Source organism: Mesorhizobium sp. B2-8-5, assembly GCF_006440675.2.
Classification (GTDB): domain Bacteria; phylum Pseudomonadota; class Alphaproteobacteria; order Rhizobiales; family Rhizobiaceae; genus Mesorhizobium.
The window spans coordinates 3,905,052-3,923,582 of record NZ_CP083951.1 but is presented as its reverse complement, the minus strand read 5'-3'; the positions used below and the strand labels follow the sequence as shown (position 1 = coordinate 3,923,582).

Annotated in this window: 22 protein-coding genes; 20 read left to right on the top strand and 2 right to left on the bottom strand. The window is 62.4% G+C overall.

The annotated features are described in order from the left end of the window. Positions 1–71: 71 nt before the first annotated feature. Complete coding sequence (locus FJ430_RS18945; RefSeq protein ID WP_140711108.1) at positions 72–365, top strand: HNH endonuclease; 294 nt, start codon at positions 72–74, stop codon at positions 363–365. Here FJ430_RS18945 and FJ430_RS18940 read toward each other — a convergent pair. Next, complete coding sequence (locus FJ430_RS18940; protein WP_140711107.1) at positions 362–553, bottom strand: hypothetical protein; 192 nt, start codon at positions 551–553, stop codon at positions 362–364. The genes FJ430_RS18945 and FJ430_RS18940 overlap by 4 nt on opposite strands. Before the next feature lie 140 nt (positions 554–693). Here FJ430_RS18940 and FJ430_RS18935 point away from each other — a divergent pair, with 140 nt between their 5' ends. From FJ430_RS18935 to FJ430_RS18845, 19 genes are all read left to right on the top strand, one after another. Continuing rightward, a complete protein-coding gene (locus FJ430_RS18935; RefSeq protein ID WP_140711106.1) occupies positions 694–1,173 on the top strand; it encodes an AraC family transcriptional regulator in 480 nt (159 codons plus the stop codon). Positions 1,174–1,234: 61 nt separating this feature from the next. Further along, positions 1,235–2,860, top strand: a complete 1,626-nt coding sequence (locus FJ430_RS18930; protein WP_226891785.1) for a terminase TerL endonuclease subunit — start codon at positions 1,235–1,237, stop codon at positions 2,858–2,860. Then, positions 2,779–4,149, top strand: coding sequence for a phage portal protein (locus FJ430_RS18925; protein ID WP_226891783.1), 1,371 nt, complete (start codon positions 2,779–2,781; stop codon positions 4,147–4,149). The genes FJ430_RS18930 and FJ430_RS18925 overlap by 82 nt, the downstream gene beginning before the upstream one ends. After that, entirely contained in the window at positions 4,127–4,981 is an 855-nt protein-coding gene (locus FJ430_RS18920) for a head maturation protease, ClpP-related (RefSeq protein WP_140711103.1), read from the top strand. The genes FJ430_RS18925 and FJ430_RS18920 overlap by 23 nt, the downstream gene beginning before the upstream one ends. Before the next feature lie 11 nt (positions 4,982–4,992). Beyond that, positions 4,993–6,408, top strand: a complete 1,416-nt coding sequence (locus FJ430_RS18915) for a phage major capsid protein (protein ID WP_181175610.1) — start codon at positions 4,993–4,995, stop codon at positions 6,406–6,408. Positions 6,409–6,486: 78 nt separating this feature from the next. Continuing rightward, entirely contained in the window at positions 6,487–6,924 is a 438-nt protein-coding gene (locus FJ430_RS18910; RefSeq protein WP_140711102.1) for a hypothetical protein, read from the top strand. 67 nt (positions 6,925–6,991) lie between these two features. Further along, positions 6,992–7,183: a hypothetical protein gene (locus FJ430_RS18905; protein WP_140711101.1), complete on the top strand. Its 192-nt coding sequence runs from the start codon at positions 6,992–6,994 to the stop codon at positions 7,181–7,183. Positions 7,184–7,263: 80 nt separating this feature from the next. Then, positions 7,264–7,785 (top strand): head-tail connector protein, encoded by a 522-nt coding sequence (locus FJ430_RS18900; RefSeq protein ID WP_413467788.1) that lies wholly within the window; start codon positions 7,264–7,266, stop codon positions 7,783–7,785. A gap of 34 nt (positions 7,786–7,819) precedes the next feature. Next, complete coding sequence (locus FJ430_RS18895; RefSeq protein ID WP_140711099.1) at positions 7,820–8,230, top strand: hypothetical protein; 411 nt, start codon at positions 7,820–7,822, stop codon at positions 8,228–8,230. 1 nt (position 8,231) lies between these two features. Beyond that, positions 8,232–8,408 carry a hypothetical protein gene (locus FJ430_RS18890; protein WP_181175609.1) on the top strand — a complete coding sequence of 59 codons (177 nt, stop codon included), beginning with the start codon at positions 8,232–8,234 and terminating at the stop codon, positions 8,406–8,408. Continuing rightward, a complete protein-coding gene (locus FJ430_RS18885; RefSeq protein WP_140711098.1) occupies positions 8,395–8,742 on the top strand; it encodes a head-tail adaptor protein in 348 nt (115 codons plus the stop codon). Before FJ430_RS18890 ends, FJ430_RS18885 begins: the two co-directional genes overlap by 14 nt. Further along, positions 8,739–9,152 (top strand): HK97-gp10 family putative phage morphogenesis protein, encoded by a 414-nt coding sequence (locus tag FJ430_RS18880; RefSeq protein ID WP_140711097.1) that lies wholly within the window; start codon positions 8,739–8,741, stop codon positions 9,150–9,152. Before FJ430_RS18885 ends, FJ430_RS18880 begins: the two co-directional genes overlap by 4 nt. Further along, positions 9,153–9,557: a DUF3168 domain-containing protein gene (locus FJ430_RS18875; protein WP_140711096.1), complete on the top strand. Its 405-nt coding sequence runs from the start codon at positions 9,153–9,155 to the stop codon at positions 9,555–9,557. Between the two features lie 78 nt (positions 9,558–9,635). After that, a complete protein-coding gene (locus FJ430_RS18870) occupies positions 9,636–10,073 on the top strand; it encodes a phage tail tube protein (protein WP_140711095.1) in 438 nt (145 codons plus the stop codon). Next, entirely contained in the window at positions 10,070–10,516 is a 447-nt protein-coding gene (locus FJ430_RS18865; protein ID WP_140711094.1) for a gene transfer agent family protein, read from the top strand. The genes FJ430_RS18870 and FJ430_RS18865 overlap by 4 nt, the downstream gene beginning before the upstream one ends. Positions 10,517–10,638: 122 nt before the next feature. After that, entirely contained in the window at positions 10,639–11,571 is a 933-nt protein-coding gene (locus tag FJ430_RS18860) for a phage tail length tape measure family protein (RefSeq protein ID WP_226891781.1), read from the top strand. A 319-nt stretch (positions 11,572–11,890) separates the two neighbouring features. Next, positions 11,891–12,964: a hypothetical protein gene (locus FJ430_RS18855; protein ID WP_226891779.1), complete on the top strand. Its 1,074-nt coding sequence runs from the start codon at positions 11,891–11,893 to the stop codon at positions 12,962–12,964. Continuing rightward, positions 12,907–14,802, top strand: a complete 1,896-nt coding sequence (locus FJ430_RS18850) for a fibronectin type III domain-containing protein (protein WP_140711092.1) — start codon at positions 12,907–12,909, stop codon at positions 14,800–14,802. Before FJ430_RS18855 ends, FJ430_RS18850 begins: the two co-directional genes overlap by 58 nt. Before the next feature lie 55 nt (positions 14,803–14,857). Beyond that, positions 14,858–17,431, top strand: coding sequence for a hypothetical protein (locus FJ430_RS18845; protein WP_140711091.1), 2,574 nt, complete (start codon positions 14,858–14,860; stop codon positions 17,429–17,431). Here the strand turns inward: FJ430_RS18845 and FJ430_RS18840 are convergent. After that, on the bottom strand, positions 17,428–18,522 hold the full coding sequence (locus tag FJ430_RS18840) for an acyltransferase family protein (protein WP_181175608.1): 1,095 nt from the start codon (positions 18,520–18,522) through the stop codon (positions 17,428–17,430). The two genes, FJ430_RS18845 and FJ430_RS18840, sit on opposite strands and share 4 nt — an antisense overlap. Positions 18,523–18,531: the final 9 nt, after the last annotated feature.

The following is an 18,531-nucleotide window of genomic DNA, read 5'->3' as shown; positions in this document are numbered from 1 at the left end:
CGAAAGGGCTGGAAGCGCCATCAGCCCCAGGCGAAGCACCCCAGCTTCGCCGCAATGGATAAGATTCCAGCATGAGCAGCAACGCAGCGCCTTGGCGGCGCTGGTATAAGACCGAGCGTTGGCAGCGGCTGCGCGAGCGCATCCTGGTGCGCGACCTCTACACCTGCCAAAAGACTGGCGTGCTGCTGATAGGCAAGCACCCCGCACCCAACAGCCCGGTCATCCACCACGACAAAGAGCATCGTGGCAACGAAGCGCTGTTCTGGGACGAGGCGAACCTGATCGCCGTCTCGAAGGAATGGCACGACAGCGACGCGCAGAAGGCAGAGCAGGTCAGCCTGCAGCAACGCGGCGTCTGGTATTAGATAGCGACCTTCGATTGAATGTACTTCCGGTCTTCTTGAACATCCACGTTCCCGCCGCTGGTCCGAAGACGGGTAAGTCCCTTGCCTGTGGCAAGCGCAGAGATCGCGGCAACCTGATCAAAGTTGACGTATACCTTGGCACCGTCCTCGGTGGTCAATTCAAGCCACATAAGCCCATCTTCGTTCATGGATGCTCCTCCTCTCAGTTGAGACGATCCACCAAACCACCTTCAGGTGGCCTTGGGCAAGCATGGAAGGGGGTGGGTCGAAAGTCTGAACCCCCTTACCGCCTGGACCCGCGTCCCCCACATTCGGAGATTTTTTTTCGATGGAGCCGAATTTTGACCTGTTCGGTCATCCGGTTCGTGAGGGCTTCGGTAACCGCGGCCGTCCGCCGTATGAGCCGACCGAAAAAGATCGCAACAAAGTCAAGCTCTTGCTGGCTTTGGGCTGGGCAAACCAACGGATTGCCAACGCGCTCGGCGTCTCCCCGGCGACGCTGAAGCGGTATTTTAGAGCCGACATGCGCGAGCGCGATGCCATGCGCGATCGGCTCGATGCCCGCCGCTTCGAGATCGCCTTGGAGCAGGCGAACGCCGGCAACGTCACTGCGCTCCGCGAACTCGGCGCCATGATCGACCGCAACGATCGCATGACGATCGAAGCTTCCATGGGCAAGGGACGCGATGACGACAAGCCTGTCGAGAGGGTCGGCAAGAAGGTCATCGACGAGCAGCGCGCCCATGCGGCCGACGCCGACTTGATGGCCGAGCTCGAGATCGAAGCCGCGCAGAATGCCCGCCACTGAGACGCTGCCGCGGTTCGCTTGCCCGGATTGGTGGGAGCGCATCAAGGCCGGGCAGACGCCCATGGCCTACGTACCGCTCAACCATGCGAAAGCGGCCAAGGCCCTGGCATTCTTCAACCGGCTAAGGTTGCCGGACGTGCCCGGGAATCCGCCGCTGTCGGAAGCCTGCGGCGAATGGTTTCGCGACATCCTGTGCGCCTTCCTCGCCAGCGAGGATCCGGAGACCAAGCAGCGGCTCGTCTGGGAGCTGCTGTGCATGGTCCCGAAGAAGAACTCGAAGACGACCTATGTCGCCGCGCTCGGCCTCACCGCCCTCTTCATGGAGGAAGCGCCGAACCGGCAGATGCTGATCGTTGCGCCAAGCCAGAACATTTCAGAGCGCTGCTTTGACCAGGCGCAGGGAATGATCCGCCTCGATCCCCGTCTCGACGCCATCTTCAAGGTGCAGGATCACCTCAAGTGCATCGAGCGCCGCAAGACCGGCACACAGCTCGACGTGAAGTCATTCGACACTTCGATCGTCACCGGCGAAATCCCGATCCTGACGATCATCGACGAGGTGCATGAGCTGGGGAAGAAGGCGAAAGCCGCCGCAGTGATGCAGCAAATAAGGGGTGGCGGCATCACCATGCAGGGCGGCCAGCTCCTGATGATCACGACCCAGTCGGACGAACAGCCGGCCGGGATATGGAAGACCGAACTCGACAAGGCGAGAAAGATCCGCGACGGCGTCGGCGGCAGCGAACCGATCCTGTTGCCGGTGCTTTACGAATTTCCGCCCAACCAGCAGCGCGACCAGGCGTTCTGGCGCGACCGTCGTAACTGGAAGTACCTGCTGCCGAACATAGGGCGGTCAATCGATCCCCAGCGGCTCGCTGCGGACTATGAGAACAACGGCTCGGCCACGAAGGAAGCCGAGCAGATATGGGCTAGCCAGCATCTCAACATCGAGATCGGTGTCGGCCTCGGTGACGAAGGCTGGCGCGGCGCCGATTATTGGGAGCAGCGCGCCGATCCTTCCTTGACGCTGGAATCGCTGATCGCCCGTTCCGAAGTCGCCGTTGTCGGAGCCGATGGCGGCGGTCTCGACGACCTGTTCGGCATCTGCGTCATCGGACGTGAAAAGATCACCCGCCGCTGGCTGGTCTGGACCCATGCTTTCGCGCACCCGAAGGTCCTCGAGGTACGCAAGGAAATCGCGCCGCGGCTGTTGGGCTTCGAGACGGAAGGTTCGCTCACCATCTGCAAGGTGTCGGCCTACATCGCTCGCATCGCCGAGATCGTCGCACAGCTACGGGATTCCGGCTTGCTGCCTGAGAAGAACGCGGTCGGCTTCGACCCGAACAACATCGCTGCCTTCGTGGATGCGCTGGCGCTGAAGAAGATCGAAGGCCTGATGCTCCATCGCTTGCGCCAAGGCCCGGCGCTATCGCCGGCGCTCTGGGGCCTCGAGCATAAGCTGAGCGACGACACGATCAGTCATGACGGATCCGACATGATGGCCTGGTCGGTCGGCAATGTGAAGATCGAGGTCAAGGGCAACGGCAATATGGCGACCAAGCAGGCCGCCGGCCGCACGAAGATCGACCCCGTGATCGCCATGCTGTGCGCGGCGATCCTGATGAGCTGGAACCCGGAAGCGTTCGGCAACAGCGTCTACCGCGAACGCGGCATCATGGCCCTTTAGGAGACCATATGGCTTTCTGGTCAGGCTGGTTCGGAAAAGGCAGCGCTGTCGCTGGGCAGGAGCCGCGCGCCGCTGTGCAGAGCGCAGGCCCTGGCCGGCTCATCACCACATCGGCCGATCTCGAAGAGGCCATGCGCTCCGGCAGGATTACCACCTCCGGCTCGATGGTCATCCCGGAAACGGCTATGCGCGCGGCTGTCGTTTATGCATGCGTCCGTCTGCGCGCCAGCGTCGTCGCCAATCTGCCGCTGGACGTGAAGCGTCGCATCGACGAGCGCACGCGCCAGAACGCGTCGGATCACTGGCTTTGGAGCCTGTTGCGCCGGAAACCTAACCGCTGGCAGACGCCGAGCCAGTTCAAGCGGATGCTTCAGACGCACCTGCTGTTGCGCGGCAAGGCCTATGCGATGATCGTGTGGTCGAACGGGAGGGCCCTCGAGCTGATCCCGCTCCATCCCGACCGGGTCGAGTGCAGGCAGGCCGACGATCTATCGATCAGCTACGTTTACACTCGCAAGGACGGCCGCCAGGTCACCCTACAACAAAAGGAAGTGATGCACCTTGTCGGTCTGACGCTCGACGGCGTCAACGGCGTCTCGGTGCTGACCTATGCCCGTGAATCGATCGGGCTGTCGCTGACCATGGAGAACCATGGCGCCACGATCTTCAAGAACGGCGCTCGCGTCAGCATCGTGCTCAAACACCCGCAAAAGCTTGGCAAGGAAGGACTCGAATTCCTCAAAACCAGCCTCGACGACTATCGGGCCGGTGGCGAGAGCGAGGGCAAGGCCCTGATCCTCGAGGAAGGCATGTCGACCGAGCGCCTTGCGATGACGTCGGAAGATGCCGAGTGGATCGAGAGCCGCAAATTCTCGCGCACCGATCTCGCCATGTTCTTTGGCGTTCCGCCGCACATGATCGGCGACACCGAAAAATCCACCAGCTGGGGTACCGGCCTTGAGCAGCAGACGCAGGGCTTCGTCACCTTCAGTGCCGAGGATGACCTGACGACTTGGGAAGAGACCATAGGCCGCGACCTGATCCCGGCCAATGAGCCCAACATCTATGCCCGCTTCAACCGCAACGCGCTGGTGCGAGGCGACCTGAAGGCTCGGCAGGGTTTCTATGTCGCGATGCTGCAGTGGGGCGTCTACAGCCCTAATGAGGTTCGCGCTCTGGAAGACGAAAACCCACGCGATGGCGGCGACATCTACTATCCGCCTCCGAACACGGCCGGAAAGCCGGATCCGAACAAGGGAAACGAAGATGACCCTGCGCAAGCTGCCTGAAGCCAAGACGTTCCAGCGTCCGCAAAACTTCCAGTGGGACGCGCCTTCGGACGTGCTCGCCAAATGGGCGGAGACGCCGCATGCGGCGGCTGCGGATGATCCGAACACCATCACCATCTTCGACGTCATCGGCGAGGATTGGTGGACCGGCGGCGGCTTCACAGCCAAGCGCATGTCGGCGGCGTTGCGCTCGATCGGCTCGAAGGATGTGACCGTCCAGATCAACTCGCCTGGCGGCGACATGTTCGAGGGCATCGCCATCTACAATCTGCTGCGCGAACATCCAGCAAAGGTATCCATTCAGGTCATGGGCTGGGCGGCATCGGCCGCCTCGATCATCGCCATGGCCGGCGACGATATCCGCATGGGCCTCGGCACCTTCATGATGGTGCACAACGCCTGGGGCGTCGTCATCGGCAACCGCCACGACATGCGCGATGCCGCGACGTTGTTCGATGGTTTCGACAGCGCCATCGTCGATATCTATGTCGCGCGCACCGGACAGGATCGACCGGCCGTCGAAAAGCTCATGGATGCCGAGACCTTCATGGGACCGTCCGAAGCCGTGAAGAACGGTTTCGCCGATGCAGTCGACGAGGGCATAACGGTGCCCGATTCGAACACCAAGAACATGGACCGCGGGCTCATGGCCCGCAGACAGACTGAAGCCGCGCTCGCCAAGGCCGGCTTCTCCAGAGACAAGCGCTCAGAACTCCTTACCGAGATGGGCGTCCTGGCGGCCCCGCGTGATGCAAGCCGCAACCCCGCCGCGCGAGATGCAGGCATCGACGAAGCTGCCGTCCGGCAGCTGATCAACACCCTCAAAAGATAGGATCAAGCCAAATGAACAAGGCTTTCATTCTGGCGGCGCTGTGCGCCGTCATCGCGGTCGTTTGCGTCTCGTTCGCAATCCCGGCCGATCATCTGTCCCACGTCGCGGGCCTGATGCCGCATGGTGTCGGCACCAGCATGGCCATGATGTGCGCCCCTGTTCTCAATCACCGCGCGCGCGGTCTCGTCGCCATCCGCAATGACGGCGGCTCCGGCGCCACCGCCATCCTCAATGAACTGAAGCAGACGTTCGAAGCGTTCAAGACGGAAAACGACAAGGCGATTGCCGACCTGAAGAAGGGGTTGGGCGACGTGGTCCAGACTGAGAAGGTCGACCGCATCAATGCCGAGATCACGAAGCTACAGGCTGCGATCGACGAGACCAATGTCATGCTGGCAGCGTTGAAGGTCGGCGGCACGGCCGGAAATACCGACCCGACCAACGGCGAGCACGCGAAGGCCTTCAATCGCTATTTCCGCAAGGGCGACGTGGGCAATCTCGGCGAACTGCAGGTCAAGGCGGCGCTCACCACACAGTCGGATCCGGACGGCGGCTATCTTGTGCCGACCGAAACCGAAAAGACAATCGACCGCATCATGGGCACGACGTCCATCATGCGCCAGCTAGCGACCATCCTCCCCATCGGCACCAATGAATACAAGAAACTGGTGAACATGGGCGGTGCAGGTTCGGGCTGGGTCGGTGAAGAAGAAGGCCGTCCGCAGACCGGCACGCCGACGCTGCGTGAGCTGATCTTCACCATCATGGAGCTCTACGCCAATCCGGCCACGACCCGGAATATGCTCGACGACGGTATCATCGATATCGGCGCCTGGCTGGCGGACGAGGTGAACATCACCTTTGCAGAACAGGAAGGCGCTGCCTTCGTCACCGGCAATGGCGTGAAGCGTCCGCGTGGCATCCTCGCCTACCCGACTGTTGCCAACGCCAACTACGCATGGGGCAGTCTCGGCTTCGTGGTTACCGGCGCTGCGGCCGATTTCGTCGCGCCGTCGACCTCGGTCAGCCCGGCGGATGCGCTGCTCGACCTGCTTTACTCGTTGAAGCAGGGCTATCGCAACAACGCCTCGTTCCTCATGACCGACACCACGCAGGGCAAGGTCCGCAAGTTCAAGGATGCCCAAGGCGACTATATCTGGGCGCCTCCGACCGCGACCGAGAAGGTTCCGACCATATTCGGAAAGCCGGTCTATACCGACGACAACATGAACGATGTCGGCGCCAACACCTTCCCGGTTGCGGTCGCCGACTTCAAGCGCGGCTATCTGATCCTCGATCGCCAGGGTGTCCGCGTCCTGCGCGACGAGTACACCAACAAGCCGTATGTCCACTTCTACACGACCAAGCGTGTCGGTGGCGGCGTCTCGAACTTCGAGGCGATCAAGCTGCTGAAGTGCAGCACCTGATAGCGGCTTGATGCCTCCTGGGCGCCGCAAGCGATGCGGCGCCCATCTTTCTCCCCTCATTCTAGAAGGAGCAGTCCGATGAAGGACCTGCATTCGAAAATCGCAATCGTGAACGCGTTCGGCCCTGTGGTGCTTTCGGCGGACAATACCCCGGCCGCCATCGATCTGCAGGGGTTCAATGCCGCTGAAATTGAACTCGCGATCGGCATTGGCGGTATCACGTTCGACGCCACCAACAAGATCGAGTTCAAGCTCACCCATTCCGATGACAACGTGTCCTATTCGGCCGTCACCGATGCCGACATGCTCGGCATTTCGGGAATCTCCAACGGCATTATCAAGTCGCTTGTTGCGGCTCACGCGGCGGCAGAATCTTGCCGCTACGGCTACAAGGGCGGCAAGCGGTATCTCAAGCTGCTGGCCGATTTCAGCGGCACCCATGGCGCCGGTACGCCGCTCTACGCCGCCGTGATCAAGAGCAAGGGTTACAACAACCCGCAGCCGAACGCCGCCTGATCTTCCATCAACCAAATGACGGAGCCGCCGGGGTGCCGGCGGTCTCCCCAAATCGCAGGAGACATCCATGAAAGCCATTGTCGACAAGGAATTCGTCGGACGCCGTGACGATCACGGCGAATCCGAAACGTTCAAGGTGGGCGTCGAGATCGAGGGAAACCTCGCCGAAGTCGCTGTGCGCGAAAAGTTCGCTACTGAGATCGCAGCCGACGAAACCGCTGAAGATGCCAAGCCGTCCAAGGGCCGGCGCGGAAAATAAAAGGGCTACCTGAGATGCTTCGACCCGTCCGCACCACGGCGCCGGCTGCTGCCGTCTCGCTCGAGGAGATCAAGCGGCACGTGAATGCCGTCGATTTCACCGATGATGACGAGCTTCTCGGTGTCCTGGTGCAGGCGGCGACCGATCACCTCGACGGTTGGACGGGCATCTTGGGCCGCTGCATCGTCAATCAGGGCTGGCAGCAGGATTTCGGGTGCTGGCCGGCGTGTCGTGATCTGCGCCTGCCGTTTCCCGACGTCGCCAGCGTCGTCGTGAAGTATTCCGACCCCGACGATGCCGAACAGACGGTTTCGAACACCCTCTATGAGACACTGTCCGATGCGCGCGGCGCCTTCGTTCGCCTGCGAGACAATTTCGGTGCGCCGGCTCTGAACGATCAGCGCTCCGATCCTGTGCGCATCGGTTTCACCGCCGGCTTTGGCGCCGCGGATGCGGTGCCGAGCGCGGTCAAGATCGTGATCATGATGCTCGCCGCTCATTGGTATGCGAACCGCGAAGCGGTCGCCATCGGCGATGCCGTTGCACCGCTTCCCATGGCCGTTGACGCGCTGATCGCTCCGTATCGCCGCGTCGGCGTCTAGCTTCTTCCTCATCCCTCAACCGGAGATCTCTCCCATGGCCGATCTTGTCATCACTGCCGCCAGCGTCGTCGCTGGCGCGAATGCCGCAACCGAAACCGGCGCCGCCGGCGAGGCCATCACCGCCGGCCAGGCGGTCTATCGCTCCAGCACCACGAAAAAGCTGATGAAGGCGGATTCGAATGGGGCCAGCGCCGAGATCCGCACGCCTATCGGCATCGCGCTCAACGGCGGCGCGCTCGATCAACCGATCAAGTTCCAGAAGAGCGGCGACATCACCATCGGCGCGGCGCTGACACCGGGCGTCGCCTACTACCTGTCCGACACGCCCGGCGGCATCTGCCCCGTCGCCGATGTCGGCACGGGCGAATATGTCTGCCTGATCGGCCTCGCCACCTCGGCCAGCGTGCTGGCGCTCGACGTCCGCTACACGGGCGTTTCGAACTAACATGTGGGTGCGCTTCACCGCCGACTTCGACTGGAAGCCGACGCCGCAATCCATCATCGCCTACAAGGGAGGGATGGAGCAGAACGTCACGCGCGCCTGCGCGGCGGCGGCGCTTTCAGCCGAAAAAGCGGTGAAATGCTCCAAGCCGCGCAAGGACGCCGACGATGCCGAAGCCTAACGCCGGCTCATTGCGCGAGCGCGTCGCATTCGATGCGCGGTCCGAGATCGACGACGGATACGGCAACACTGTCGCCGGTGACTTCGAGGAGCGCTTCCAGTGCCGCGCCGAATTCCGCAGCCGGGGTGGCTCGGAGGCTGTCATGGCGGCGCGGCTCGAAGGCCGCAACACCTTCGGAGTCTATGTCCGCTCTTCCTCGCAGTCGCGCCGGCTTACGACCGATTGGCGCATGCGCGATGTCAGGGCCGGCACGGTCTACGCGGTCATCGCCGTCGACATCATCACCGATCCGGCCTGGGTCTATCTCACCGTGCAATCGGGCGTGGCGGCATGAGACCGCAGGTGAAATGGCAGGGGCGCGAGGCGCTCTATCGCCGGCTCAACCAGCTTCTTCCGAATGTGGAAAAGGAGGTCGCCGTCGAACAGCTGGAAGGTGCGAAGGAACTCGCCAACAGGATACGGCCGCGCGCGCCGCGCGACACTGGCGAATACGCTGACAGCCTGATCGGCGACAAGATCGCCAATCACCGCGACAAGCGCGCGATCGGCCTGCCGGGCAGGACGAAGGATCCGAACGCGACCGGCATCTTCGGCGAATTCATCTGGCGGTTCCTCGAATTCGGCACGGTCAAGATGGCGGCGCGCCCGCACATCTTTCCGACCTATCGCGCCTACCGCAAGGCGCTTCGGCGCCGCATTGCCGGCGCGGTCAACAAGGCCGTGCGCAAGGCCAAGAAGGGTTAGATGACCTCGCCAAGCCTGGAATTGCAGGGCGCGATCGTGGCGCGGCTGAAAGCCGTGGCCGGGGTGGCATCGTTCATCGGTCAGCGGGTTTACGACACCGTGCCGGCCAACCCGATCTTTCCCTATGTGACGGTCGGCCCGATGGTCGAGCTGTCTGACGATGTCGATTGCATCAAGGGCTTCAACATCACCTTCGACATCAACGTCTGGTCGCGCGCGGTCGGCTTTCCCGAAGCGGAAAAGATCAGCGACGCCGTGCGCGTTGGCATCCTCGAGCCGGAATTGGCCCTGACAGAAAACGCCCTGGTCTACCTTCAGCACCGGCAGACCATCTTTTCCCGTGACCCGGATGGGCTGACCAACCGGGCTCGCATGAGCTTCGAGGCCTTCGCGGAACAGCCGTGAATTAGGCCTGATTTTTCACAGCAGGTGGCGCGCCTGCCGGCATCCGCCGCGCCGTTCAAACGACATGGAGAAAATGCGATGGCATCCCCCACGACAATCAAGGGCGGCAAGGTCAAGGTCATGCTCGGCGACGGCGCGACCCCGGAAAATTTTGCCGTTCCCTGCGGCTTCACCTCCCGCTCGATGACGCTGACCAAGGCGCTCAACGAATTCCAGTTGCCGGACTGCGACGATCCCGATGCCGTCGACTGGCTTGGCCGCGACGCGACCTCGCTGTCGATGTCGATCAGCGGCGAAGGCGTGCTCGCCGCGGAATCGGTCGAGACCTGGCTCAATGCCTGGGAAAGCGTCGATTCCGTCCATGTGAAGGTCATTTGGGAGTTCCCGGCGAAAACGATCACCTGGACCGGGTCGATGCATGTCGAGACCTTTGCCGCCACCGCGCCGAACGCGCAGCGCGCCACCGCGAACGTCTCGCTGCAATCCGACGGTGTCATGACCCGGGTCGTTTCGTGAGCCGAGACGCTTCGACGACGCAGACCTTCGCGGATGACGACTATGTCTTCCGGATGGGCTGGGGCGAGCTGGAACAGCTGCAGGAGGCCTGCGATGCCGGCCCCTATGTGGTGCTCGACCGGCTGGTGTCCGGCCGCTGGCGCATGGGCGACATCTCCCACGTCATTCGCCTTGGCCTGATCGGCGGCGGTCTGGAGCCGGTCAAGGCGCTGAAGCTGGTCCGCGCCTATGTGCAGGACCGGCCGCCGCTGGAAAATCTCGTGCTGGCGCAGCTCGTCCTTGGCGCCGCCGTCGCCGGCGCGCCGGAGGAGGAAGTCGGAAAAAAATCAGAGGCTCCGGGTCAGAGCGATCCGACGAAACCCCCAACGGAAAGTTCCGGTTCGGAGCCATCTACGGCAACGGTGCCGTCCTCGGCTTCTCTCCCCAGCAGGTCCGGCGAATGAGCATGTGGCAGTACCTCGCCGCGCTCGAAGGCTACCAGAAGGCCAATGATCCGGACGGGGACAAGGCGCTCACCTCCAAGGAAGTCGACGAACTCTGGGACTGGATCAGGGAATAAAGATTCATGGCCGGCGACACCGAAGACCTGATCCTGTCGATCTCTGCCGACACCAAGCAGATACAGCGCGCGCTGCAGCGGCTGACCGGCGACACGCGCGCGACGACGACTGCCATCCAGCAGCAGTTCGACGATCTCGGCAACCGCACGGCCGGCGCCTTCGATAACACTGCGACGCGCGCCAGGCAGTCGTTCCGGGTCATCCAGGGCGGCGCCAAGGACATCCAGACCGCCATGAAGGCCTCGTCTTTCCAGACGGCCAATCTTGGCGCGCAGCTGCAGGATATCGCCGTGCAGCTGAAGGGTGGCGCGTCTCCGCTCACGATCGCGCTGCAGCAGGGCACTCAGATCAACCAGGTGATCGGGCAGGCTGGTGCCGCCGGCGCGGTCAAGGCGCTGGGCGGCGCCGTCACCTCGCTGATCAACCCGGTGTCGCTCGCCACCATCGCGACCATCGCCCTGGTCGGCTATGCGGTCGAGTATTTTTCCGAGGTTGTGAGCGGCGGCGACAAGAGCGCCGAGACACTGAAGCAAGAGGCCGAGCTGCTCGACAGGGTCGCACAGAAATGGGGCGACGCCCTGCCCGCCGTCAAAGCCTATGCCGACGAGCGCAAGCGCGCGCTCGAGGAAGGCGATATCCGGCAGGCCACACAGCTGACGATCGACGAGCAGTTCAAGGAAGCGCGAGAAACCGTCAAGGCGCTGACCGTCGATATCGCCGACCTGGTGAGCCAACTGCGGCTGGCCGGCGCGCCCAACGAAGAGATCGTTGCGGTCCAGCGCGCGTTCACTGCGCTGCAGAAGGCGGTGGAGGACGGCAAGGATTCGACGAAAGAGAACAAGGCGCTCCTCGAGGCGCTTTCGACCGCTTATTTCAATCGCGGCGTGCCGGGTCCACGACATCGCGGATGGCTTCGCCGCGGTCGCCAAGCAGGCTGACGAGGCGCGCAAGGCGCAGGATGAGGCGCTGAACGCTGAACGATTTCGCGGCTTCAACGGGCCGCCAGGCGCGTTTGTCAATCCGCAAGGCATCCACCTTCCGACCACGGCTCCGACCCCGGACCAGCGTCCGTCGTCCGAGGATGTTGGCCAGTCGATCAACAGCCTCAATTCGGCGATCGATGCCTTTGTCCGGCGTGTCGATCGCGCCGAAGGCCGTGGCGACAATCCAAATTCGAGCGCGTCCGGCGTCGGTCAGTTCATCGAATCGACCTGGCTCAACCTGTTCAAGAAATACTATCCGCAGCAGGCGGACAGCATGTCCCGTGACGCCATCCTGGCGCTGCGCGACAATGCCGATGTCTCCTATGACCTCATCCGCAAATATGCCGCCGAGAACGCCAAGGTGCTGCAGGATGCCGGCGTGCATGTCGACGAGGCGGCGTTGCAGCTGGCGCACTTCCTCGGCGCCGGCGACGCCGCGAAGGTGCTCAATGCGGCGCCGGGCACGCCGCTTGCCGGGCTGATCTCGCCGGCGTCCATCAAGGCCAACCCGACCATTCTCGGAGGCGGACGGACGGTCGACGATGCCATCGCATACGCGCAACGCCGCGCCGGCGCCAGCACCAGTTCGGCAAAGACGCCGAGCGACATTTTTCAAGGCAGCATGGAGGACATCCAGCGCCGCATCGACCTGCTCAACGCCGAGGCGCAGGCGCAGGCCGGGCTCAATCCGCTGGTCAACGATTATGGCTTCGCGCTCGACAAGGCCAAGATCAAGCAGCAACTGCTCAACGACGCGGCGAAAGCCGGCGTCGAGGTCACGCCGGAACTGGCCGCCAAGATCGACGAGCTCGCCGGCAACTACGCCAAGGCATCGTCCAGCGCCGATCAATTCAAGGCCAGCCAGCAGAAGATCCTCGATCAGCAACGCGAGCTCAACGACTTCGGCCGCGGCGTGCTCGGCGGGATCATCGACGATCTGCGCGCGGGCAAGGATGCCGGCGAGATCTTCGCCAATGTTCTGAACAAGATCGCCGACAAGCTGGAAGACATGGCGCTGAACGCGCTGTTCCCGTCGGCGGGCGGTGGCTTGTTCAGCGGTCTTTTCGGCGGCGGCGGTGGCGGCCTGCTCGGCGGCTTGCTTATCCCTGGCATCCTCCATTCCGGCGGTGTCGCCGGCGTCGACGGCTACGGCCACGGTCGCGCCGTGGCGGCATCCACCTTCGCCGGCGCGCGCCGGATGCATGGCGGTGGCGTCGCCGGCGGCCTGCAGCCTGGCGAAGTTACCTCGCCAGCTCGTTGTTCCGGCCGGATCCGCCGAAGCCGCAGGACGTGCAGACCTCGGTCAAGAATCCGGTCGCGCCGCGCGTGCGGCACTATGGCCGCGTGAAGGCGTCCGGTCCGTGGTCATTCGTCGAAAGCAAGGATGGCGATCTCTACAAGGTCATCGCACTCGGCACCGGACAACTCGATGCGATCGAGGAATACTGGGTCGATGACAGTCTGGTCACCCTGGACGACAACGGGCGGGTCCAGGAAGACCCCTATCACTACAGCGACAAATACAAGGTCCGCATCAGGTCGAGGCTCGGCCTGCCAACCGAAACCTCTTACGGCGAGCTCACCGCCGTGTTCCCGGAATGGGACGTCAACCATCGCGGCGACGGGGTCTCGTCGCTCTTCACCAGGCAATTGGCGACGCCATCGGATAAGGTGACGAAGCTGTTCCCCAATCTGACCAACACGCTTTATCGCGTGGTGGCGCGCGGTTCGATCGTCTACAGCCTTGGCACAAACACGTCGATCTGGTCGGAAAACGCCGCCGATGTCATCCGCGATTACATCTTGCATGCCGATGGCATGAGATTGCCGCAAAACATCATCGACACGCCACTCGCTTCCGCCGGCTGGCTCGCCGCTTACAGCCGCTGCAACGAGGCGGTGACGCTCAAGGCGGGGGGCACGGAAAAGCGCTACCGCATCTGGGGCTCCTATCAGCTCGACGAGCGTCCGGCTGACGTGCTTTCACGCATGACGGCGGCTTGCGACGGCCGGCTCGTGCCGACGCCGGATGGTGGCCTGACCCTCGACATCGGCACATGGGCCGATCCCGTCGTCACACTCGATGCCGACGCGATCACCGGTTTTTCGGAGGTGGCGCGCGGCCGCGATGTCCTGACCACGGCCAATATCATTCGCGCCACCTACACGTCGCCCTTTCACGATTACCAGTCGACCGACGCCGATCAGTGGATCGATGAGGATGACGTCGCCCTGCGCGGCGAATTCCCGAAGGATGTTCCCTTCAACATGGCGCCGTCGCACAGCCAGGCGCGCCGATTGATGAAGCTCGAAGCCTACCGGGCAAATCCGTCGTGGGTTGGTGTGTTCCAATGCAATCTGCGCGCCATGGCCGCCTTCGGCAAGCGCTTCGTGCGCATCACCTATCCATTGTTCGGCATCGACGAGGTGTTCGAGGTGCAGGATTTCCGCTTCAACGTCGCTGACGGCGGGATCCTGACCGGCGTCTCGCTGCAAGTGCAGTCCATGCCGTCGCAGGCCTATGACTGGAATGCCGCCGCCGAAGAGGGCACCGCGCCGATCTCGGAGGAGACGACGGTCGACAAGACAATTCCCCTGCCTACCGGTTTCTCCTTCGGCGTCTCCCGCATCACGGTCGGCGGCCAGCAGGTGCCCTATGGCGTGCTCGCCTTCGACGCGTCGCCTTCCGATGCGCTGATCATCCAGGGCCAGTACAAGAAGGTCTCCGACACTGACTGGCAGGTGGTGCCGATCAGCGACGATGCCACGACGGCCAACACCACCGCCTTGTCCGACGGCGTTCAATATGAGGCGCAGGTCCGCTTCATCACGCTCACAGGCCGCGAGGGTGCCTGGACGCCAAGCCAGTTCGTCACCCCGGTCGCCGATCCGACGGCCCCTGGCGTGGTGACAAACGTCACGAAAACCGGCGGAACCGGCACGGTCGACCTCGGCTGGAAATCGCCGAACAGCGCCAATTACGTCGCCGCCAACATCCGCCGCAACACGGTGAACACCGAAGGGACGGCTGTCCTAGTGCGCACCGAATACGGACCGCCGTCGACGAATGACTCCTACCAGGACGGCGGCCTCGCCGCCGGCACCTACTACTACTGGATCAAGGCCGCCAATGCTTCCGGCGTGGAATCGGCCAGCGTTGCCACCGGCGCCGTGACCGTTACCTGACACCCTGCCGCTTCGGCGGCCGATATCCGACAACCGCATACTTTTGGAGATTGGCATGGTTGATCTTGCCGAGACGATCTGGCGCGACTTTGTGACCGATGGCGTTCCGGCATCCGGCCCATGGAAGCCGCGCAAATCGGAGATCCGTCTATGGGGTGCCTATGTCGAGCGCCAGCAGGCTGGATCGGGGATCGATTTTGTTTTCTCCGCGACCACGACGGATGCTGATCCTGGCGCCGGCATGTTCAGGATGAACAATGCCGCGGTCGCCTCTGTCACGGCCTTGTACATCGATAACAGCGACGCGCTTGGAACAACGGTAAGCGCCATTATCGATTCGTGGGATGACAGCACCAACTCTGTCAGGGGCATTCTGAATGTGCGCGGCATCAACGATGACACTGTGCTCCATGTCTTCAGGGTCACAGGCAATATTGTTGACGGCGGTGGCTACCGCAAAGTCACCGTGTCCTATGTTGGCGGCTCTGGCGCTTTTGTCGACGGCGATGACTATCTCTTGACGTTCAGCCGGTCCGGCGAGCCTGGCGCGGTCAATCAGGTCGTTGCAAGCGATGGCATCACGGTGGATTCCAGCGATCCGGCCAATCCGATCGTGCGCAGTAAGGTCGTTCCGGTCGCCACGCGGGCAGCGCTCAAGGCGCTCGACACGACCAAGGTCATCGCAGCGTTCTTTAATGGCTATTATTGGGACTGGAAGCTAGGCGATTACTCGACCCATGTTGCGGCCGACACGGTCGGCGGCTACTACGTCAAAGCCAATGCAATCGCCGCCTCCATAGGCGCATGGGTGCTGCGGGCGAATCATCTCTCCCCGAAGATGTTCGATGCCGTGGGCGATGACACGGCGGACGATACGGCGGCTTGTGCAGCCTGGTTCGCGCTTCTGATGTTCACTGGTCACAGTCTTAAAGGCGTCATCGACGGCAAGTTCAAGATCGTGACGGCGCAGACTTGGGATTTTTCGCCGAAGCGGTTGACCGGGTTCACCATTGAAGGCGTCAGCGGACCGAACGACAATTACCTTCACGTCACCGATACGACAACGTCGCCGGCGATGTACTGGCATGCCAATGGCAACCCACTATTCTACGGCAAGATGCACAATTTCGGCGTTCGAACCAACCGGGCTGGCGTAGGCTTTCAGATCGGCCAAGACAATTTCGCCGATGCCTGGAATCAGTGCATCATCGACGACGTCGTGGTGAACAACGGCTCGGCGAACGCCGCAAACGTGTCGCTGCGCCTCAATCATATCCTCGGCACTTACTTCAATGTTGTCGCCAATGCCGGCGGTTCTGGAAAGCCGGCGCAGCCCGGCGCTCCAGGCTATGGAACAGCGGTCGAGTTGCGTCAGGTGATCGGCGGGCGCGGCGCCATCCACGCCGGCAATAGCGTCATCGGTCACAAATACACTGGCGGCTACAGTTACGGAAACAGCTGGGGTGCCACCAACATCGAAGAGGTAACAACGGCCATTTCGTGCGATGTGGCGACAGCCTCGCACAATAACTATGCTGGTGGCTATTTTGTCTGCTCGACCTTCATCGATTCTTCGGCTGGAAACAGCAACCTGATTTCAAACCCGAATATCGCATACTATGCAGGTGGGGCGCTCGGCACCAATCTGACCGGTTGGGGTATTGACGGGGAAGTGGCTAATTCAGTCCTGGTCCGCCGAAACGCGACCGGGATCAGCGTCGGAACCGGCATTCTTGGTGTGTCTCCAGCCAAGGCCTTCCATGCGTGGCTAAATACCGGCACAGTCGGCTATCGCTGGCAATCCGGCTCCAGCATCATGGATTTCGACTATAGCGGCGACGGCTCTCTTACCAATTACAACGGCGGCTTCTTCAAGAATGCCGCCGCGGTGTCCGGCTTCGACGCTATAAAGATTAACAGCGTCGAGGTTACCCGCGTCACTTCGGTCGGTCTTGGCATCGGCATGATTGCCGCCAACGCCTGGCTCGATATCGCCGCTGGAACCGCTGGAAAGGCTTCGGCGTCGTTCGCTGCCGGCGTGGTCATGACGACCGTAACCGCCGGTGCATGGGAGTATGACGGCAAGGCGCTCTATTTCGCCCATGCCGCGGCTTCCCGGGGTGCTATCGCGGTCAGGCAGATCGCGACGGTTCAGGGCGCAACTGTCGCGCTTTCCAACTCAGCCACGACGGCGCAGAACGTTTTCGCCGCTGCAAACGATACGCTGACCGTGCAGGCCGGAGTCGCGTACCGGTTCCGCGCGAGAATCGGGCTCAACACCGGCGCGACGTCGCACACCACCGCATTCGGTCTTGGCGGCTCTGCCACCTTCACCTCAATCGGCTACACCGCCAAGACGGCGTCGGCGGCTTCGGCGACGACACCGGCGACACCGCAGATGGTGAGCCCGCAAACGGCCGCGGCGACCGTGCTCAATGCGGCATCGACGGCCGCCCGTACCGACATCGAGATCGAAGGCATCGTCCGCGTCAACGCCGGCGGAACGATCATCCCGCAGGTGACGTTCTCCGCCGGCCCAACCGGAACATGCGAGACGGCGATCGACAGCTTCTTTGAAGTCGAGCCGATCGGCGCCAACACGGTCGCGGCGGTCGGAAACTGGGGCTAAGCGCGTTGTTTGCTTACGAGTGAGGGGAAAGCAACGATGCGCCGGATGGCGGCCCGCAAGTTGTCTTTCCTCGCCTCGGTTATCCGGGCCAGTGCCGCACAGGTATAAAGTGTCAGTACGCCGAGAGTGATAGCGCGATGCCATCCTTGGCTTGATGGCGGAATAAGCGTGCCGAACAGGATGAACAGCGGCGACTGATAGAGGTAGATGCTGAAGCTGATGCCGGCAAAGTAGGACGCTACCGCTTTGACCGGCTCGGGTGCGCCGCCTCGGAACACGCAACAGGCGCCATAGACGTTGGCTGCCATCAAGGCAGCGATGATCCAGTCATAGGCGAAACCGCCAGAGGCCTGCCACCTGTAGCCGGTCGCGATCTCGAACGGCGAGGCAACATTGACGGCGAGTGTGGTGTTGAGGTCGAACTGCTTCAGCCAGATGTAGATTGGCAGCGGTGCCAGAAGCAAAAACCATCCGATTGCCTTTGGCGCGCGATGTCCGGACGCCCGATAGATCAGGACTCCGAGCAGCCAGCACGGCATGAGGATGATCATCTTCGGTCCCATGACCGCCAGCACCGCAAAAGTGCCGAGTATTTTCAGGGTCTTCGTTGGCGCGAAGAAGGCAACGCCAAAGGCGACGTAGAACCATACTTCGTAGGCCAGCGACCAATATGGCCCGTTGGAAAAGCAGTAATCGTTCGCCATCCAGACGAAGCCGGTCATCGTGGCGCACGACAAGGCATAGCGCGGGATGTTGTCGAGCTGCGCCATGGTCGCAGGATCGAGGCTGCCGATCCGGGTGAACCACAGGTCGATGGCGATCGTAAGGGCGATTGCTGGCAGCGCCACCGACGCGATGCGCGCGAAACGGTTGATCGTAAAGGTGAGCGCATCGCCATCTCGCTCGCTCGCAGCATAGGCCACGACGAAGCCGGAAAGCACGAAGAAAATCGTAACGGCATCATGGTGCAAGCCGATAGTAACCAGCTTGATGTCGCCTATGCTTAAGTTGCCGCTAATATGGATGAAAAGGACGATAAGCGCGGCAAGAGCGCGAACGCCGTTCAGATAAGTTGAAAGCCCTGAGGTCAATTGTCCCGC